This window comes from Kosakonia arachidis (genome assembly GCF_900116535.1).
Lineage (GTDB): Bacteria > Pseudomonadota > Gammaproteobacteria > Enterobacterales > Enterobacteriaceae > Kosakonia > Kosakonia arachidis.
In genome coordinates, this window is the sequence record NZ_FPAU01000003.1 from 481,185 (window position 1) to 496,664 (window position 15,480).

General features: G+C 53.9%; 15 protein-coding genes. 11 read left to right on the plus strand and 4 right to left on the minus strand.

From position 1 onward, the window contains the following. The first annotated feature begins 4 nt into the window (after positions 1-4). The 6 genes from yjjG to BM427_RS14005 all read left to right on the plus strand — a co-directional run bounded on the left by yjjG (position 5) and on the right by BM427_RS14005 (position 5,665). Positions 5-682 carry a pyrimidine 5'-nucleotidase gene (gene yjjG / locus BM427_RS13980; RefSeq protein ID WP_090122403.1) on the plus strand — a complete coding sequence of 226 codons (678 nt, stop codon included), beginning with the start codon at positions 5-7 and terminating at the stop codon, positions 680-682. Between the two features lie 92 nt (positions 683-774). Next, positions 775-2,364, plus strand: coding sequence for a peptide chain release factor 3 (gene prfC / locus BM427_RS13985; protein ID WP_090122405.1), 1,590 nt, complete (start codon positions 775-777; stop codon positions 2,362-2,364). Positions 2,365-2,749: 385 nt separating this feature from the next. Further along, positions 2,750-3,367: a molecular chaperone OsmY gene (osmY, locus tag BM427_RS13990; RefSeq protein WP_090122407.1), complete on the plus strand. Its 618-nt coding sequence runs from the start codon at positions 2,750-2,752 to the stop codon at positions 3,365-3,367. 127 nt (positions 3,368-3,494) lie between these two features. Next, complete coding sequence (locus BM427_RS13995) at positions 3,495-3,656, plus strand: DUF1328 domain-containing protein (RefSeq protein ID WP_007373037.1); 162 nt, start codon at positions 3,495-3,497, stop codon at positions 3,654-3,656. A gap of 120 nt (positions 3,657-3,776) precedes the next feature. Then, entirely contained in the window at positions 3,777-4,886 is a 1,110-nt protein-coding gene (locus tag BM427_RS14000) for a patatin-like phospholipase family protein (protein ID WP_090122408.1), read from the plus strand. Beyond that, positions 4,883-5,665 carry a TatD family hydrolase gene (locus BM427_RS14005; RefSeq protein WP_090122410.1) on the plus strand — a complete coding sequence of 261 codons (783 nt, stop codon included), beginning with the start codon at positions 4,883-4,885 and terminating at the stop codon, positions 5,663-5,665. The genes BM427_RS14000 and BM427_RS14005 overlap by 4 nt, the downstream gene beginning before the upstream one ends. Here the strand turns inward: BM427_RS14005 and BM427_RS14010 are convergent. Then, positions 5,654-6,517: a YjjW family glycine radical enzyme activase gene (locus tag BM427_RS14010; RefSeq protein WP_090122411.1), complete on the minus strand. Its 864-nt coding sequence runs from the start codon at positions 6,515-6,517 to the stop codon at positions 5,654-5,656. The two genes, BM427_RS14005 and BM427_RS14010, sit on opposite strands and share 12 nt — an antisense overlap. Next, positions 6,489-8,039, minus strand: a complete 1,551-nt coding sequence (locus BM427_RS14015) for a YjjI family glycine radical enzyme (protein WP_090122413.1) — start codon at positions 8,037-8,039, stop codon at positions 6,489-6,491. Before BM427_RS14015 ends, BM427_RS14010 begins: the two co-directional genes overlap by 29 nt. 256 nt (positions 8,040-8,295) lie before the next feature. Between BM427_RS14015 and deoC the strand changes: the two genes are divergently transcribed. The 4 genes from deoC (at position 8,296) to deoD (ending at position 12,584) form a co-directional block, all read left to right on the plus strand. Beyond that, the gene (gene deoC / locus BM427_RS14020; RefSeq protein ID WP_090122415.1) at positions 8,296-9,075 is read left to right on the plus strand and encodes a deoxyribose-phosphate aldolase; all 780 of its coding nucleotides are present in this window, start codon (positions 8,296-8,298) and stop codon (positions 9,073-9,075) included. A 134-nt stretch (positions 9,076-9,209) separates the two neighbouring features. Beyond that, positions 9,210-10,532: a thymidine phosphorylase gene (deoA, locus tag BM427_RS14025; RefSeq protein WP_090122417.1), complete on the plus strand. Its 1,323-nt coding sequence runs from the start codon at positions 9,210-9,212 to the stop codon at positions 10,530-10,532. Between the two features lie 51 nt (positions 10,533-10,583). Continuing rightward, positions 10,584-11,807, plus strand: coding sequence for a phosphopentomutase (gene deoB, locus BM427_RS14030; protein ID WP_090122418.1), 1,224 nt, complete (start codon positions 10,584-10,586; stop codon positions 11,805-11,807). A 57-nt stretch (positions 11,808-11,864) separates the two neighbouring features. Continuing rightward, positions 11,865-12,584: a purine-nucleoside phosphorylase gene (gene deoD, locus BM427_RS14035; RefSeq protein WP_090122419.1), complete on the plus strand. Its 720-nt coding sequence runs from the start codon at positions 11,865-11,867 to the stop codon at positions 12,582-12,584. A gap of 86 nt (positions 12,585-12,670) precedes the next feature. Here deoD and lplA read toward each other — a convergent pair whose 3' ends face one another. Beyond that, complete coding sequence (lplA, locus tag BM427_RS25375) at positions 12,671-13,687, minus strand: lipoate--protein ligase (RefSeq protein ID WP_139234413.1); 1,017 nt, start codon at positions 13,685-13,687, stop codon at positions 12,671-12,673. A 51-nt stretch (positions 13,688-13,738) separates the two neighbouring features. Further along, positions 13,739-14,383, minus strand: a complete 645-nt coding sequence (locus tag BM427_RS25380; RefSeq protein ID WP_139234414.1) for a YtjB family periplasmic protein — start codon at positions 14,381-14,383, stop codon at positions 13,739-13,741. A 118-nt stretch (positions 14,384-14,501) separates the two neighbouring features. On the opposite strand from BM427_RS25380, the gene serB reads away from it, so the two are divergent. Beyond that, the gene (serB, locus tag BM427_RS14045) at positions 14,502-15,473 is read left to right on the plus strand and encodes a phosphoserine phosphatase (RefSeq protein ID WP_090122421.1); all 972 of its coding nucleotides are present in this window, start codon (positions 14,502-14,504) and stop codon (positions 15,471-15,473) included. Positions 15,474-15,480 lie beyond the last annotated feature (7 nt).

The window sequence follows — 15,480 nt, forward strand, 5'->3', positions numbered from 1 at the left end:
TGTAATGAAATGGGACTGGATACTCTTTGATGCTGACGAAACGCTGTTTACCTTTGATGCGTTTGGCGGCTTACAACGGATGTTTCTTGACTATAGCGTGACATTCACCGACCAGGACTTTCTTGAGTATCAGTCTGTTAATAAGCCACTATGGGTTGATTACCAGAATGGCGCTATCACCGCGTTGCAACTGCAACATCGCCGTTTTCAGGGCTGGTCTGAGCGCCTGAACGTTCCGGCAGGTTCGTTGAACGACGCGTTTCTGAATGCGATGGCTGAAATTTGCTCTCCGCTGCCGGGGGCCGTTTCTTTGCTCGACAGCCTGAAAGGCAAGGCGAAGCTGGGTATTATTACCAACGGTTTTACCGCGTTGCAGCAAACTCGCCTGGAACGCACCGGCTTGCGCGACTATTTTCATTTATTGGTGATCTCCGAAGAAGTCGGCGTCGCCAAGCCCGATCGCCGCATTTTCGATCACGCGTTACAACTGGCCGGTAACCCGGATCGCGAGCGCGTCATGATGGTGGGTGATACGGCAGAATCTGACATTCTGGGCGGCATCAACGCCGGGTTGTCCACCTGCTGGCTGAATGTGCACAATCGCGCGCTGCCTGAAGGCATTAACCCGACCTGGACCGTAACGTCCCTGAACGAACTGGAGCAACGCCTGTGTAAACATTGATTGTCTGCACTTCGCTGTTGAGTACAATAGCCGCATTTTTCGTATCTCATCGCGTGGCCTGAGGCCGCGTAATTACACAGAAGATTTTTATTATGACGTTGTCTCCTTATTTACAAGAGGTTGCGAAACGCCGTACGTTCGCCATCATCTCGCACCCCGATGCGGGTAAAACCACCATCACCGAAAAGGTCTTGCTGTTCGGACAGGCAATTCAGACCGCTGGTACGGTAAAAGGTCGCGGTTCCAGCCAGCATGCGAAATCCGACTGGATGGAGATGGAAAAACAGCGTGGGATCTCCATCACCACTTCCGTGATGCAGTTCCCGTATCGCGAATGCCTTGTGAACCTGCTGGATACCCCGGGGCACGAAGACTTCTCCGAAGATACTTACCGTACGCTAACGGCCGTGGACTGCTGCCTGATGGTTATCGATGCGGCGAAAGGTGTTGAAGATCGCACCCGTAAACTGATGGAAGTTACCCGCCTGCGTGATACGCCGATCCTGACCTTTATGAACAAACTTGACCGTGACATCCGCGATCCGATGGAATTGCTGGATGAAGTGGAAAACGAGCTGAAGATTGCCTGCGCGCCAATCACCTGGCCAATTGGCTGCGGTAAGTTATTCAAAGGTGTTTACCACCTTTATAAAGATGAAACCTATCTTTATCAGACCGGGAAAGGCCATACGATTCAGGAAGTTCGTATCGTTAAAGGGCTGGACAATCCGGATCTCGATAAAGCGGTGGGTGAAGATCTGGCGCAGCAACTGCGTGATGAGCTGGAGCTGGTACAGGGTGCATCCAACGAGTTCGATAAAGAGCTGTTCCTGAGCGGTGAAATCACCCCGGTCTTCTTCGGTACCGCGCTGGGTAACTTCGGCGTTGACCATATGCTGGACGGTCTGGTTGAGTGGGCACCAGCGCCAATGCCACGTCAAACGGATCTGCGTGAAGTGAAAGCAGACGACAGCAAATTTACCGGCTTCGTCTTTAAGATTCAGGCAAACATGGATCCGAAACACCGCGACCGTGTAGCATTTATGCGTGTGGTGTCAGGTAAATACGAAAAAGGGATGAAGGTGCGTCAGGTGCGCACCGGTAAAGACGTGGTTATATCTGACGCGCTGACCTTTATGGCTGGCGACCGTTCGCACGTTGAAGAAGCTTATCCTGGTGACATTATCGGGCTGCACAACCACGGCACCATTCAGATTGGTGATACCTTTACTCAGGGCGAAATGATGAAGTTCACCGGTATTCCGAACTTCGCCCCGGAGCTGTTCCGCCGTATCCGTCTGCGCGATCCACTGAAGCAGAAACAGTTGCTGAAAGGGCTGGTCCAGCTTTCGGAAGAGGGTGCGGTGCAGGTATTCCGCCCCATCGCCAACAACGATCTGATCGTGGGTGCAGTGGGTGTGTTGCAGTTTGACGTGGTCGTGTCGCGCCTGAAGAGTGAATACAACGTAGAAGCGGTGTATGAATCCGTTAACGTGGCGACGGCGCGCTGGGTTGAAAGCACTGACGTGAAGAAATTCGAAGAGTTTAAGCGTAAGAACGAGATCCAGTTGGCGCTGGATGGCGGTGATAACCTGACCTATATCGCGCCGACGATGGTGAACCTGAATCTGACGCAGGAACGCTATCCGGAAGTCACTTTCCATAAAACTCGCGAGCATTAATCTCCCACGGAGCGCGGTATTCGCCGTGCTCCGGCACTTTTCCTGTCTTTTTAGTCCCTTGCGGAATGTTCTTAAAACCCACTCTTTTTTCCCTTTCTGCTCCTTTTTTAACCTGTCGGCCGGGATTTTTGACGATAGTGTTCTATATTTAACAAAGTGATGACATTTCGTGTGGGTAAAAGTCCTGTTAATTAAGTATTTAATGGTTTTTTATTCACGGGTGCTTTCACTAAATGAGATTAATAACTGCCTAAGTCAGAGAAGGAGCGGCATTGTATCTGCAACTCTTCGACCCTGGATTGAGTGATCTTTCGCCATGGCAGTTAAGCAGCCCGAGTTGCTGCAAACGGCCCAAATTGTGGGCAAACCAACAGGAACGACATCGATGACTATGACAAAACTGAAGATTTCTAAAACTCTGCTGGCCGTCGTGCTGGGCTCTGTAGTGGCAAGTAGTTCCGCTTTTGCGGCAAATACTACCACCGACAAAGCGCAAAACGCCGCATCCAGCGCGGGGGAAAAAATCGACAGCTCGATGACTAAAGTCGGTGGATTCATGGATGACAGCTCCATCACTGCAAAAGTGAAAGCGGCGCTGGTGGATCATGAAAATATTAAGAGCACCGATATTTCCGTCAAAACGGACAACAAAGTAGTAACGCTGAGTGGCTTCGTTGAAAGCCAGGCACAGGCCGAACAGGCTGTCTCTGTGGCCAAAGGTGTGGAAGGCGTTGCTTCGGTAAGCGACAAGCTGCATGTCCGCGACGGTAAAAACCAGTCAATGAAAGGTTATGCGGGTGATACCGCTACAACCAGTGAAATCAAAGCCAAATTGCTGGCCGATGACATTGTACCGTCTCGTAAGGTGAAAGTTGAAACCACCGACGGCGTCGTGCAATTGTCCGGTACGGTTGATTCTCAGGCCCAAAGTGAACGCGCCGAAAGTATCGCAAAAGCAGTTGAGGGCGTTAAAAGCGTCAAAAACGATCTAAAAGTTAAGTAACAATTCCTGAAAACGTCAGCGCTCGCGTGAACGGGCGCGACGAATATATGTCGGGAAAATCTCGCAGATGAGCAGCCTGAGCGCTCATCGTAAGCGGTCGACATTAACTATGGTAAAGGAGAGTCTTATGTTTCGTTGGGGCATTATATTTCTGGTTATCGCGTTAATTGCCGCCGCTCTGGGCTTTGGTGGTCTGGCGGGGACGGCAGCAGGTGCGGCGAAAATTGTCTTTATCGTCGGTATCATTCTGTTCCTGGTCAGCCTGTTTATGGGCCGTCGGCGTCCATAGTGTAGCTAGTGCTTAAATTTCGCTTACATTAAAGCCAGTCCTCGAGACTGGCTTTACTATTTCGGCCCGGCAGAAATTGCGTTACTTTGACAGAGACAACGCAGCCAAAAGGAAAGCAGGGTGGGGCAATATATTCCAATAACGCTGGGCAATATTGCGCCTCTGGCGTTAAAACCGTTTCGTCCGGGCCGTCTCGCGCTGGTGTGCGAAGGTGGAGGCCAGCGTGGTATTTTCACCGCCGGGGTTCTGGACGAGTTTATGCAGGCGAACTTTAACCCCTTCGATCTCTATTTTGGTACATCTGCGGGCGCGCAAAACCTCTCGGCTTATGTTTGCAACCAGCCCGGCTATGCCCGCAAAGTGATCATGCGCTACACCACCACGCGTGACTTTTTTGACCCGGTGCGCTTTGTGCGCGGCGGTAACCTTATCGATCTCGATTGGTTGGTTGATACAACATCCCGCCAGATGCCGCTGGCGATGGATTTTGCTGCGCGTTCTTTTGATGCTGGTAAAGCGTTCTATATGTGCGCCTGCCGCCAGGATGATTACACTGCGGAATATTTTTCGCCGACCCATCAGACGTGGCTGGATCAGATCCGCGCCTCCAGCGCAATTCCGGGTTTTTACCGTTCCGGGGTGTCGCTCAATGGTGTGAAATATCTTGATGGCGGTGTCAGCGATGCGATTCCGGTTCAGGAAGCGGCTAAGCGCGGAGCGAAAACCATCGTGGTGATCCGCACCGTGCCTTCTCAGATGTACTACACGCCGCAGTGGTTTAAACGTATGGAACGTTGGCTCGGCGACAGCAGTTTGCAGCCGCTGGTTAATCTGGTACAGCACCACGAGAAAAGTTATTCAGCGATTCAGCGGTTTATCGAAACACCGCCGGGAAAACTACGCATACTTGAAATCTATCCGCCGAAACTTTTGCATAGCATGGCGCTAGGCAGCCGGTTACCGGCGCTACGCGATGATTATAAAATCGGCCGTCTGTGTGGACGTTATTTTCTGGCGACGGTTGGAAAACTGCTGGCGGAAACCCCGCCGCTGCTTCGCCATACTCTGGTGTCGGCTCCCCTTGTTGTACCGCCCGCCGTCGTTGCCGCGCCCGTGCCTGCTACCCGTGTGGTGCCACCTGCTGCTGTCGCTAACGATGTGCTGGATGCGCCGCTGGTTAATGCATTACAAGCCAACGACTTACCCATTAATAAAGAGGATACGGCGTGAGTTTCCGCTTTATCGATACGCATTGTCATTTTGATTTTCCTCCCTTCACGGGTGATGAAGTCGCCAGTATTGCCCGCGCGGCAGACACTGGCGTCGGGTGCATTATCGTACCCGCCATCGCTGCGCGCTATTTCGATCGCGTTTGCTCTCTGGCACGTGAGCATTCTGCGCTGTATGCCGCGCTGGGTCTGCATCCGATTGTGATTGAAGAACATACGGCGCAAAGCCTTGAGCAGCTTGAGCAGGCGCTGTCCACCAGGCCTGAAAAGGTGGTGGCGGTTGGCGAGATTGGCCTTGATCTCTATCGCGATAACCCGCAGTTTGAACGCCAGCAGCAGGTGCTGGATGCGCAGCTAAAACTGGCGAAACGCTTTGATTTGCCTGTGATCCTTCATTCGCGGCGTACGCATGACAAACTGGCGTTGCACCTGAAAAAGCAAGCTTTGCCGCGTACCGGTGTGGTTCACGGTTTTTCCGGTAGCCTGCAACAGGCGCAGCGTTTTATCGAACTGGGGTATTACATTGGTGTCGGCGGAACGATCACTTATCCCCGTGCCAGTAAAACCCGTGATGTCATGGCGCAGTTGCCGCTATCCGCATTGTTGCTGGAGACGGATGCGCCTGATATGCCGCTAAATGGCTTCCAGGGACAGCCTAACCGACCGGAGCAAGCGGCGCGGGTTTTTGCCACGTTGTGTGAATTGCGCCCTGAAGCCCCGGATGTGATCGCCCAGACATTATTGGAGAATACGCGGCAGCTTTTCGCTTTACAGATATAGCGCCGGGCGCAGCAAGGTGGTGACGCCGCGCTGTTGCAGTGCTTCCGCCAGTTGTTCGATATCTTCTTCCGTTGCGCTGCGCCAGCTTTTTGCCTCGCCGTAAACGCCGTGCGCATGGAATGCGTTGAGCCGCACCGGGATACGCCCCAGTTCACAGATAAATGCCGCCAGCGCGTCGATATACAGCAAATAGTCGCTATGTTGCGGTATCACCAGTAAACGCAGTTCGGCCAGCTTATTCTGTGCTGCCAGCAGGCGCAGACTATTTTTTACCGGCGTATTATCCCGCCCGGTGAGGAAACGGTGATGTTCGCTGCTCCAGGCTTTAAGATCGATCATTGCCCCGTCACAAACCGGCAGCAACTTATGCCAGCCGGTTTCGCTTAGCATTCCGTTACTGTCGACAAGACAGGTCAGACGGCACAGTTGCAGATCGGCACGCAGCGCAGAAAACAGCGCGTGCAGAAACGGCAGCTGTAATGTGGCCTCGCCGCCGCTGACCGTGATGCCGTCAATGAATAACGCGGCTTTGCGGATCTTCGCCACCACCTCTTCGACAGACATCGCCGGTGCCATCGGCGTTGCCTGTTGCGGACACATTTGTAGGCAGGTATCGCACTGCTGGCAGGTGAGAGCGTTCCACTGTACTTGCCCGCCGTCAAACGCCAGCGCCTGATGCGGACAAGCTGGCACGCAGTCACCGCAGTGATTGCAGCGGCCAATCGTCCACGGATTGTGGCAGCTCTTACAGCGCAGATTACAACCCTGTAAAAACAGAGCCAGGCGGCTGCCCGGCCCGTCGACGCAGGAGAAAGGGATCAGGTTACTGACGAAAGCGCATCTGCTGCTCATGGCTTACCACTCGGGGTTGTCGCTCAAGAATATGCGTATTGCGCGCGGCTTCTTCACCCAGCCAGGTGGTGTTGGTACGTGAACCTTCGGCACGAAATTTCTCCAGGTCCGACAATCGCACCATGTAACCGGTAACGCGCACCAAATCATTACCCGCGACGTTGACGGTAAATTCGCGCATTCCGGCGTTAAATGCGCCGCGGCAGAGTTGCACTACGGCCTGTGGATTGCGTTTGACGGTTTCGTCGAGGGTTAAAATATCGCTAATCCCGGCTGTGTACCAGGCGTGATGCGGCGCAACGGCCAGCAAATGGGTAATCGGATCGGGTTCATCGCCATAAGGCAGACGCGCACCTGGCGTGGTACCGATATCGGAACTGATGCCGGATTGCGCATGCAGCAGCGCGCGTTGCTTCCAGCCATGTTTGACCGGTGTATTCTCAACAAATGCTGCCAGTTGCTCGCTGATGCGGTAGCCGAGGGCATTAGCCTGCTCATCTTTACCGTAGCGCCCTGCGATGTTCGCTTTATCACACAGGATATTGACCGCTTCAGCCAGCCCGTACATGCCGAACATTGGCGCAAAACGATCGGCGGCGATCAGCCCCTCCTGCACAAGGAAGCTATGCTCAAAGAAACCGGAGTGTCGATACAGGAAGTCGCAGCGCGCATCAATAATGGCCAGCTGTTGCTGGCAATAATGTGGCAGCTGCTGGGTAAAGAACTCCTCCAGAGAGCGGCTGCCTTCAGCGATGACTTTCAGGTTCAACCTTACCAGAGTACTGCCGCCGCCGCCCAGTGGCAGCGAGTTATAACAACTGACAATGCCATAACCCCCTTTTGTGAAAATATTATCATGCAGCGGTCCGTTGGCGATATGCGGCTTGCTGCACTCACAGATGTTACGGGCAACGTCCAGCAGCAGATTATCCGGTGTGATCTGTGGGTCATAAATAAACGTCAGATTCGGCGCGACCTGCTTTAATTCGGCGTCGGCGCGTAAGATAGCGCGGGTGACTGGCGTGTCATAAGGGCCGATATTGGCGTGGACAAAGGCATCCGGTATGGTTCTGTCGAGATAGCGCCAGAAGCGTTTTATTCGAATATCGATTTCTTCTTGTGTTAGAATTTTAACATATGGCTGTAGTAACGCATCCAGTTGCCCAAGGTAAACCGGCATGCCGGTAACAGAGGGAACGTGGTGATAAATAATGGTCAGTAAAGAGAGGGCATCGTCCAGATCCTTTGCCCCTTCCAGCTCCAGCCACGCGGACCCGTTAGCCAGAAATTTGGCGTAATCCGGCAGGACGTAGCGCGGTTTGTAGGGCGCGTGCCCTTCAAACATATCGCAAATTGCCCCCTCATCGAGCCCTTCCCGCGCGGTTTGCGGAAGCGCCGGATAGGGGAGGCTATTTTCCGCCTCCAGCGCGAGAAAATGGTGTTTCTGCTGCGGCGTGAGCGTTGGGCTGGTAACAATTTGCTGGCAGCGTGTCTGTAATCCTGGCGTAACCGGTATCGACATGATCTTCCTCTTTATCCCATGCGTTCAGGGCGAGAAGTGTAAGTCACCGGCGAATAAATGCTTTTGATCCATACGCACCTTAGCGGGAATCACGACCGCTTTTGTGTTTTAAAGTTTGATGAATGTCTCATTATGGTCTTGCAAGCATGAATTAAGTTTTCATTAACTGTGATGAGTGTCGAAGTGTAACCGTGGGTTAATGTTAAAATATTAACAAGCCCGAACAGAAAATCGGCATTACGCCGTCGGAGAGAATATGAGTGATTTAATGGCAAGCAGCCTGCGTGCGTTGCAATTAATGGATCTGACCACCCTGAACGATGATGACACCAACGAGAAAGTCATTGCGCTGTGCCATCAGGCCAAAACCCCGGTAGGGAACACCGCCGCCGTTTGTATCTATCCGCGTTTCATCCCAATTGCGCGTAAGACGCTGAACGCACAGGGAACACCGGACGTGCGTATCGCGACGGTAACCAACTTCCCGCACGGTAACGATGATATCGATATTGCGCTGGCTGAAACCCGCGCGGCAATTGCCTACGGTGCGGATGAAGTTGACGTGGTATTCCCGTACCGCGCGCTGATCGCCGGTAATGAGCGCGTCGGTTTTGATCTGGTCAAAGCCTGTAAAGAGGCGTGTGCCGCAGCCAACGTGCTGTTGAAAGTGATCATTGAAACTGGCGAACTGAAAGAAGAAGCACTGATCCGTAAGGCGTCAGAAATCGCGATTAAAGCGGGCGCTGACTTTATCAAGACTTCAACCGGGAAAGTACCGGTTAATGCTACGCCGGAAAGCGCGCGCATCATGCTGGAAGTGATCCGCGATATGGGCGTTGAGAAAACCGTGGGTTTTAAACCGGCGGGTGGCGTGCGCAGCGCGGAAGATGCACAGCACTATTTGGCGATTGCCGATGAACTGTTTGGCGCTGACTGGGCCGATGCCCGTCACTATCGTTTTGGCGCGTCCAGCCTACTGGCAAGCCTGCTGAAAGCACTGGGACATGGCGACGGTAAGAGTGCAAGCAGCTACTGATGGCTGTATTTTCCGGGCCTGCATCTCTTTAGGCCGGATAAGGTATCGCCGCCATCCGGCGGTATAGGCTGATGACACCATGTTTTGCCGGGTCACTTTGGTCACCCGGTCGTATCATTCCGCAGGGGGTTACCTTGTTTCTCGCTCAAGAAATTATTCGTAAAAAACGCGATGGTCTCGCACTGAGTGATGAAGAGATCCGTTTCTTTATCAACGGAATTCGCGATAACACTGTTTCTGAAGGCCAGATCGCCGCGCTTGCCATGACCATCTTTTTCCATGATATGACCATGCCAGAACGCGTGTCGTTGACCATGGCAATGCGCGATTCTGGTTCGGTTCTGGACTGGAAACACCTTGATCTCGATGGCCCAATTGTTGATAAACACTCTACTGGTGGCGTCGGGGATGTGACCTCATTGATGCTTGGCCCGATGGTTGCTGCCTGCGGTGGGTATATTCCGATGATTTCCGGGCGTGGGCTGGGGCATACCGGCGGCACACTCGATAAACTGGAAGCCATTCCCGGCTTCGACATTTTCCCGGACGATAGCCGCTTCCGCGACATTATTAAGGATGTTGGTGTGGCGATTATCGGCCAGACCAACTCACTGGCACCGGCCGATAAACGTTTCTATGCTACCCGCGATATCACCGCGACGGTGGACTCGATTCCGCTGATCACTGCTTCCATTCTGGCGAAAAAACTGGCTGAAGGTCTTGATGCGTTGGTGATGGATGTGAAAGTCGGCAGTGGCGCGTTTATGCCGAGTTATGCACTCTCTGAACAACTGGCGGAGGCGATTGTGGGCGTGGCGAATGGCGCAGGCGTTCGTACGACCGCACTGCTGACCGATATGAATCAGGTGCTGGCTTCCAGTGCAGGCAATGCGGTGGAAGTGCGTGAAGCGGTGCAATTCCTCACTGGCGAATACCGTAACCCGCGTTTGTTTGATGTCACGATGGCGCTGTGTGTGGAGATGCTGATTTCCGGCAAGCTGGCGAAAGATGACGCGCAGGCCCGGGCGAAATTGCAAGCGGTGCTGGATAACGGAAAAGCGGCAGAGATCTTTGGCCGCATGGTCGCGGCGCAGAAAGGGCCGACGGATTTTGTCGAGAACTATGCCAAATATCTGCCCTCCGCCACGTTGAGCAAAGCCGTTTACGCCGACGACGAAGGCTTCATTACCGCAATGGATACTCGCGCGCTGGGCATGGCGGTAGTGTCAATGGGAGGCGGTCGTCGCCAGGCAACAGACAGCATCGATTACAGCGTTGGCTTTACCGATATGGTGCGTCTGGGCGATCGCGTGGATGGGCAGCGCCCGTTGGCAGTCATTCACGCGAAGGATGAAGCTAGCTGGCAGGACGCCGCGCAGGCGGTGAAGGCCGCCCTCATTGTGGGCGACACCGCCGCAAAAGAGACACCAACGGTCTATCGACGCATTACTGAATAGCGGTATACTGATCTGATCGCTTTTTTACAAAGCACAAGGTACGGAGAACATATGAAACGTGCATTTATTATGGTGCTGGACTCTTTCGGCATCGGCGCGACTGAAGACGCGGAGCGTTTCGGCGACGTGGGTTCCGACACGCTCGGCCATATCGCTGAAGTCTGCGCGAAAGGTAAAGCCGATACCGGGCGTAAAGGGCCGTTGCATCTCCCTAATCTGACCCGTCTTGGGTTGGCGAAAGCCCATGAGGGTGCGACCGGTTTTATCCCTGCCGGGATGGACGGTAACGCAGAAATCACCGGCGCCTATGCGTGGGCGCATGAGCTCTCTTCCGGTAAAGATACGCCGTCAGGCCACTGGGAAATCGCGGGTGTACCGGTGCTGTTCGATTGGGGCTACTTTAGCGATACCGAAAACAGCTTCCCGCAGGCGCTGCTGGATAAACTGGTAGAACGCGCAAATCTGCCGGGTTATCTCGGCAACTGCCACTCTTCCGGGACGGTGATCCTTGATCAACTGGGCGAAGAGCATATGAAAACCGGTAAGCCGATTTTCTACACCTCTGCGGACTCTGTCTTCCAGATTGCTTGTCATGAAGAGACATTTGGTCTCGATAAGCTGTATGAACTGTGCGAAATCGCGCGCGAAGAGTTGACCGAAGGTAATTACAACATTGGTCGCGTCATTGCGCGTCCGTTTGTCGGTGATAAAGCGGGGAACTTCCAGCGCACCGGTAACCGCCATGACCTGGCCGTCGAGCCGCCGTCAGCAACCGTGCTGCAAAAACTGGTGGAAGAGAAAGATGGCCATGTGGTTTCCGTGGGCAAAATCGCCGATATCTATGCCAATTGTGGTATCACCAAAAAAGTGAAAGCCACCGGGCTGGATGCGCTGTTTGACGCCACCGTGAAAGAGATGAAAGAAGCTGGTGATAAGACAATTGTCTTTACCAACTTCGTTGATTTTGACTCATCATGGGGCCATCGCCGCGATGTCGCCGGTTATGCGGGCGGGCTGGAGCTGTTTGACCGTCGTCTGCCGGAACTGATGTCGCTGGTGGGTGAGGACGATATCCTGATACTTACCGCCGATCACGGCTGCGATCCTACCTGGAAAGGTACCGATCATACCCGTGAGCACATTCCGGTGCTGGTTTACGGCCCGAAAGTGAAACCCGGTTCACTTGGCCACCGTGAAACGTTTGCGGACATTGGTCAGACGCTGGCGAAATACTTTGGCGTTTCTGATATGGACTATGGCAAAGCCATGTTCTGATGATTTTGGGCGGGAGCTTCCCGCCCTTTCTGTTCTAACGACATAAAGGAATTAACGATGGCTACCCCACATATTAATGCAGAAATGGGCGATTTCGCGGATGTTGTGCTGATGCCGGGCGATCCACTGCGTGCGAAGCATATTGCCGAAACGTTCCTCGAAGATTACCGCGAAGTGAACAACGTGCGCGGCATGCTGGGTTATACCGGTACTTACAAAGGCCGCAAAATCTCGGTAATGGGTCATGGTATGGGTATTCCGTCCTGCTCCATCTATACCAAAGAGCTGATCACCGATTTCGGCGTGAAGAAAATCATTCGCGTCGGTTCCTGTGGTGCGGTGCGCATGGATGTGAAACTGCGTGATATCGTGATTGGTATGGGTGCCTGCACAGATTCCAAAGTAAACCGCATGCGTTTTAAAGATCATGACTTTGCGGCGATTGCTGATTTCGACATGGTGCGTAACGCAGTAGATGCGGCGAAAATGCTGGGCGTTGACGCGCGCGTGGGGAACCTGTTCTCTGCCGATCTGTTCTATTCTCCGGACGGCGAAATGTTCGATGTGATGGAGAAATACGGTGTTCTCGGCGTGGAAATGGAAGCGGCGGGTATCTATGGCGTGGCGGCAGAATTCGGTGCGAAAGCGCTGACTATCTGCACTGTTTCCGATCATATCCGCACCCACGAGCAGACCACCGCAGCTGAGCGTCAGACAACGTTTAATGACATGATCAAAATTGCGCTGGAATCTGTCCTGCTGGGCGATAAAGCGTAACGTTTTGTCGTGCCGGGTGGAGGTGATACCCTACCCGGCCTGCATTCCCTGGGCCAGATAAAAGCTGTGCCGTCGGGCGTTTGTAGTTAACGCACCGCTTTGACAATCCACGCCGACAGTTCGCGCAATTCCTGTTCCTGATCCGCAAAATCGCCCCGTAATGCATCGCACTCCTGTGCCAGCATATCCCCCCGATACAGACAGCCCTGTAACCGTGCCGCCAGCGCTTCGAGCGGTGCCGGGTTAAGGCTGTCTGTAAATACCTGCGCGCGGGTGATATGGCCTTTCTCAACGTCGAAGTGTAGCTCCACGCCTCCCCAGGTAAAGCGCTCATCCAGTAAATGACTGAAGGCTGGCGCCTGACCGAAGTTCCACTCCCAACTGCTTTGGCGGGCAAAGGTTTCGGCGAAATTGGGCAGATCTGGCGTTTTTTCCGGCGAGATAATTTCGGCTGTAACGCGTTCGCCGTAGTGGCCAAAGAAGGCCTCCGTTACTGCCAGACAAATTTTCTCGTGAGTGATGCCCGGCAGTAATTCCACCAGGTTGGCGACGCGTCCGCGCACGGAGGTAATGCCTTTCGCTTGCAGTTTTTTCTTGTCCGGATTGAGGTAGTTAGCCAGACGACTGAGATCGGCATTTAACAGCAGCGTGCCGTGGTGGAAGCCGCGATCGCGGGTTTCCCGGTAGGCTGAGCCAGACACTTTGCGGTCGCCTTTTGCGGTCTTCACGATCAGGTCGTTACGCCCGGAGGCTTCTGCCGTTACGCCGAGCGCATTCAGCGCCGCGAGCACAATCCCCGTAGAGATAGTTTTGTCGTATTCGGGTTTCCCGGCCATAAAGGTAAAGCAGGTGTTGCCAAGATCGTGGAAAACCGCGCCGCCACCGCTGCTGCGTCGGGCCAGCCGCACGTTGTCTTCTTCCATGCGCCGCGTATTGCACTCTTTCCATGGGTTCTGCGCCCGGCCAATAACCACTGTATCGGCATTACGCCATAAAAACAGTACGCGTTGGGTGGCGGGCATCTGACGGAAAATACACTCCTCCACGGCCAGATTGAACCACGGATCGTAAGATTCAGAGATAAGCAGACGAAGCGTCGACATAGCCGATTTCCTTTCTTTAATTTTTCAATAGGTTGCCATTCGCTGCAACCGCTACTCTTTCTTTCCGTGCTCTTCTTCTTCCGGCACGGATTTGTTAGCCGTTAGCAGGAACGGCGATTGTTGCCAGCGAGTGCGTTTGCCTTGCAAAAGGGTACGCGTCAGCACGACGCCAATGGCCAGCGACAGCAGCAGCATCAGACGCAGAATATTCGTGGTGTTATCCACCTGACGGGCTTCTGTCGCCAGCGTGTGGGTATCCAGCGTCAGGCGCAGATAACCCAGCGGGCCGCTTTTCCCCTGAATGGGTTCGACAATTTGTTGATTGAAATAGCCGCCGGCTTTCTTGCCGTCGAGCGCCAGCCGATCGCGAACGTCAACGCTTTCGCCCGAACGTGCGATAAGATCGCCCTGCGCGTCATACACGCCGGCATCGAGGATCCGGCTCCCTTCCGTAAGCTGGCGTAACACGACACCAATCCGTTTTTCGTCCGGTGTTTCGGTACGCATCAGTGGCGTAAGGTTGATCGTCACCTGACGTGCCAGGGTTCTGGCCAGCTCTTCAAACTGTGGATTACGCTGGCGTTGATGGTTCTGGCTGAACCAGGACGCGCCCTGCATCAGAGCGACCAGCAATGCCAGACAGATGAGGACGATTACGGCGCGATGCAGCCGAAATTTAAGTTTTGCGCGTGCCATATTCCACCTGTTGAAAATTTGAGGCTTAATGTTGCCAGAAGCGCTGGTTACAAGGTAGCCTCATGCGTTATTTTCCCCTCCGATGCTTTCTGGCGCGAATGTTTTTACAGGAGCTTTAATGCTTAACAGTTTGACCTGGTGCGATCTGCCCGACGATGTTTCTCAGTGGCCAGGGTTGCCGCTCTCTTTAAGTGGTGATGAGGTTATGCCTCTGGACTATCATGCTGGCCGAAGCGGCTGGCTCCTGTATGGTCGTCATCTCGATAAAACGCGCCTGACGACCTACCAGCGCAAACTGGGCGCGGCAATGGTGATTGTTGCGGCCTGGTGCGTCGAGGATTATCAGGTGATCCGCCTGGCGGGTTCATTAACGCCGCGCGCTTCGCGTCTGGCGCATGACGAAGGCATGGATGTTGCGCCGCTGGGTAAAATCCCGCATTTGCGCTCGCCAGGGCTGCTGGTGATGGATATGGATTCCACCGCGATTCAGATTGAGTGCATTGACGAGATTGCGAAGCTTGCCGGTACGGGTGAGATGGTGGCGGAAGTGACCGAACGTGCGATGCGCGGCGAGCTTGATTTCACCGCCAGCCTACGCAGCCGCGTGGCAACGCTGAAAGGGGCGGATGCCAATATCCTGATGCAGGTGCGCGAATCGTTGCCGCTGATGCCGGGTCTGGTGCAACTGGTGTTGAAGCTGGAGACGCTGGGCTGGAAAGTGGCGATTGCCTCCGGCGGCTTTACCTTCTTTGCGGATTACCTGCGCGACAAGCTGCACCTCACGGCGGCAGTAGCAAATGAGCTGGAGATCATGGACGGCAAATTCACCGGCCAGGTGCTGGGCGATATCGTCGATGCCCACTACAAAGCCAACACATTGAAAGCGCTGGCTGAGAAGTACGAGATTCCTGCCACACAAACCGTCGCCATTGGCGATGGCGCGAATGACCTGCCAATGATCAAAGCCGCCGGGTTGGGTATCGCCTTCCACGCTAAACCCAAAGTGAATGAGAAAGCGGAAGTCTCCATTCGTCACGCCGACCTGATGGGCGTATTTTGTATTCTTTCCGGCAGTATCAATAAGAAGTAGAGGTGAT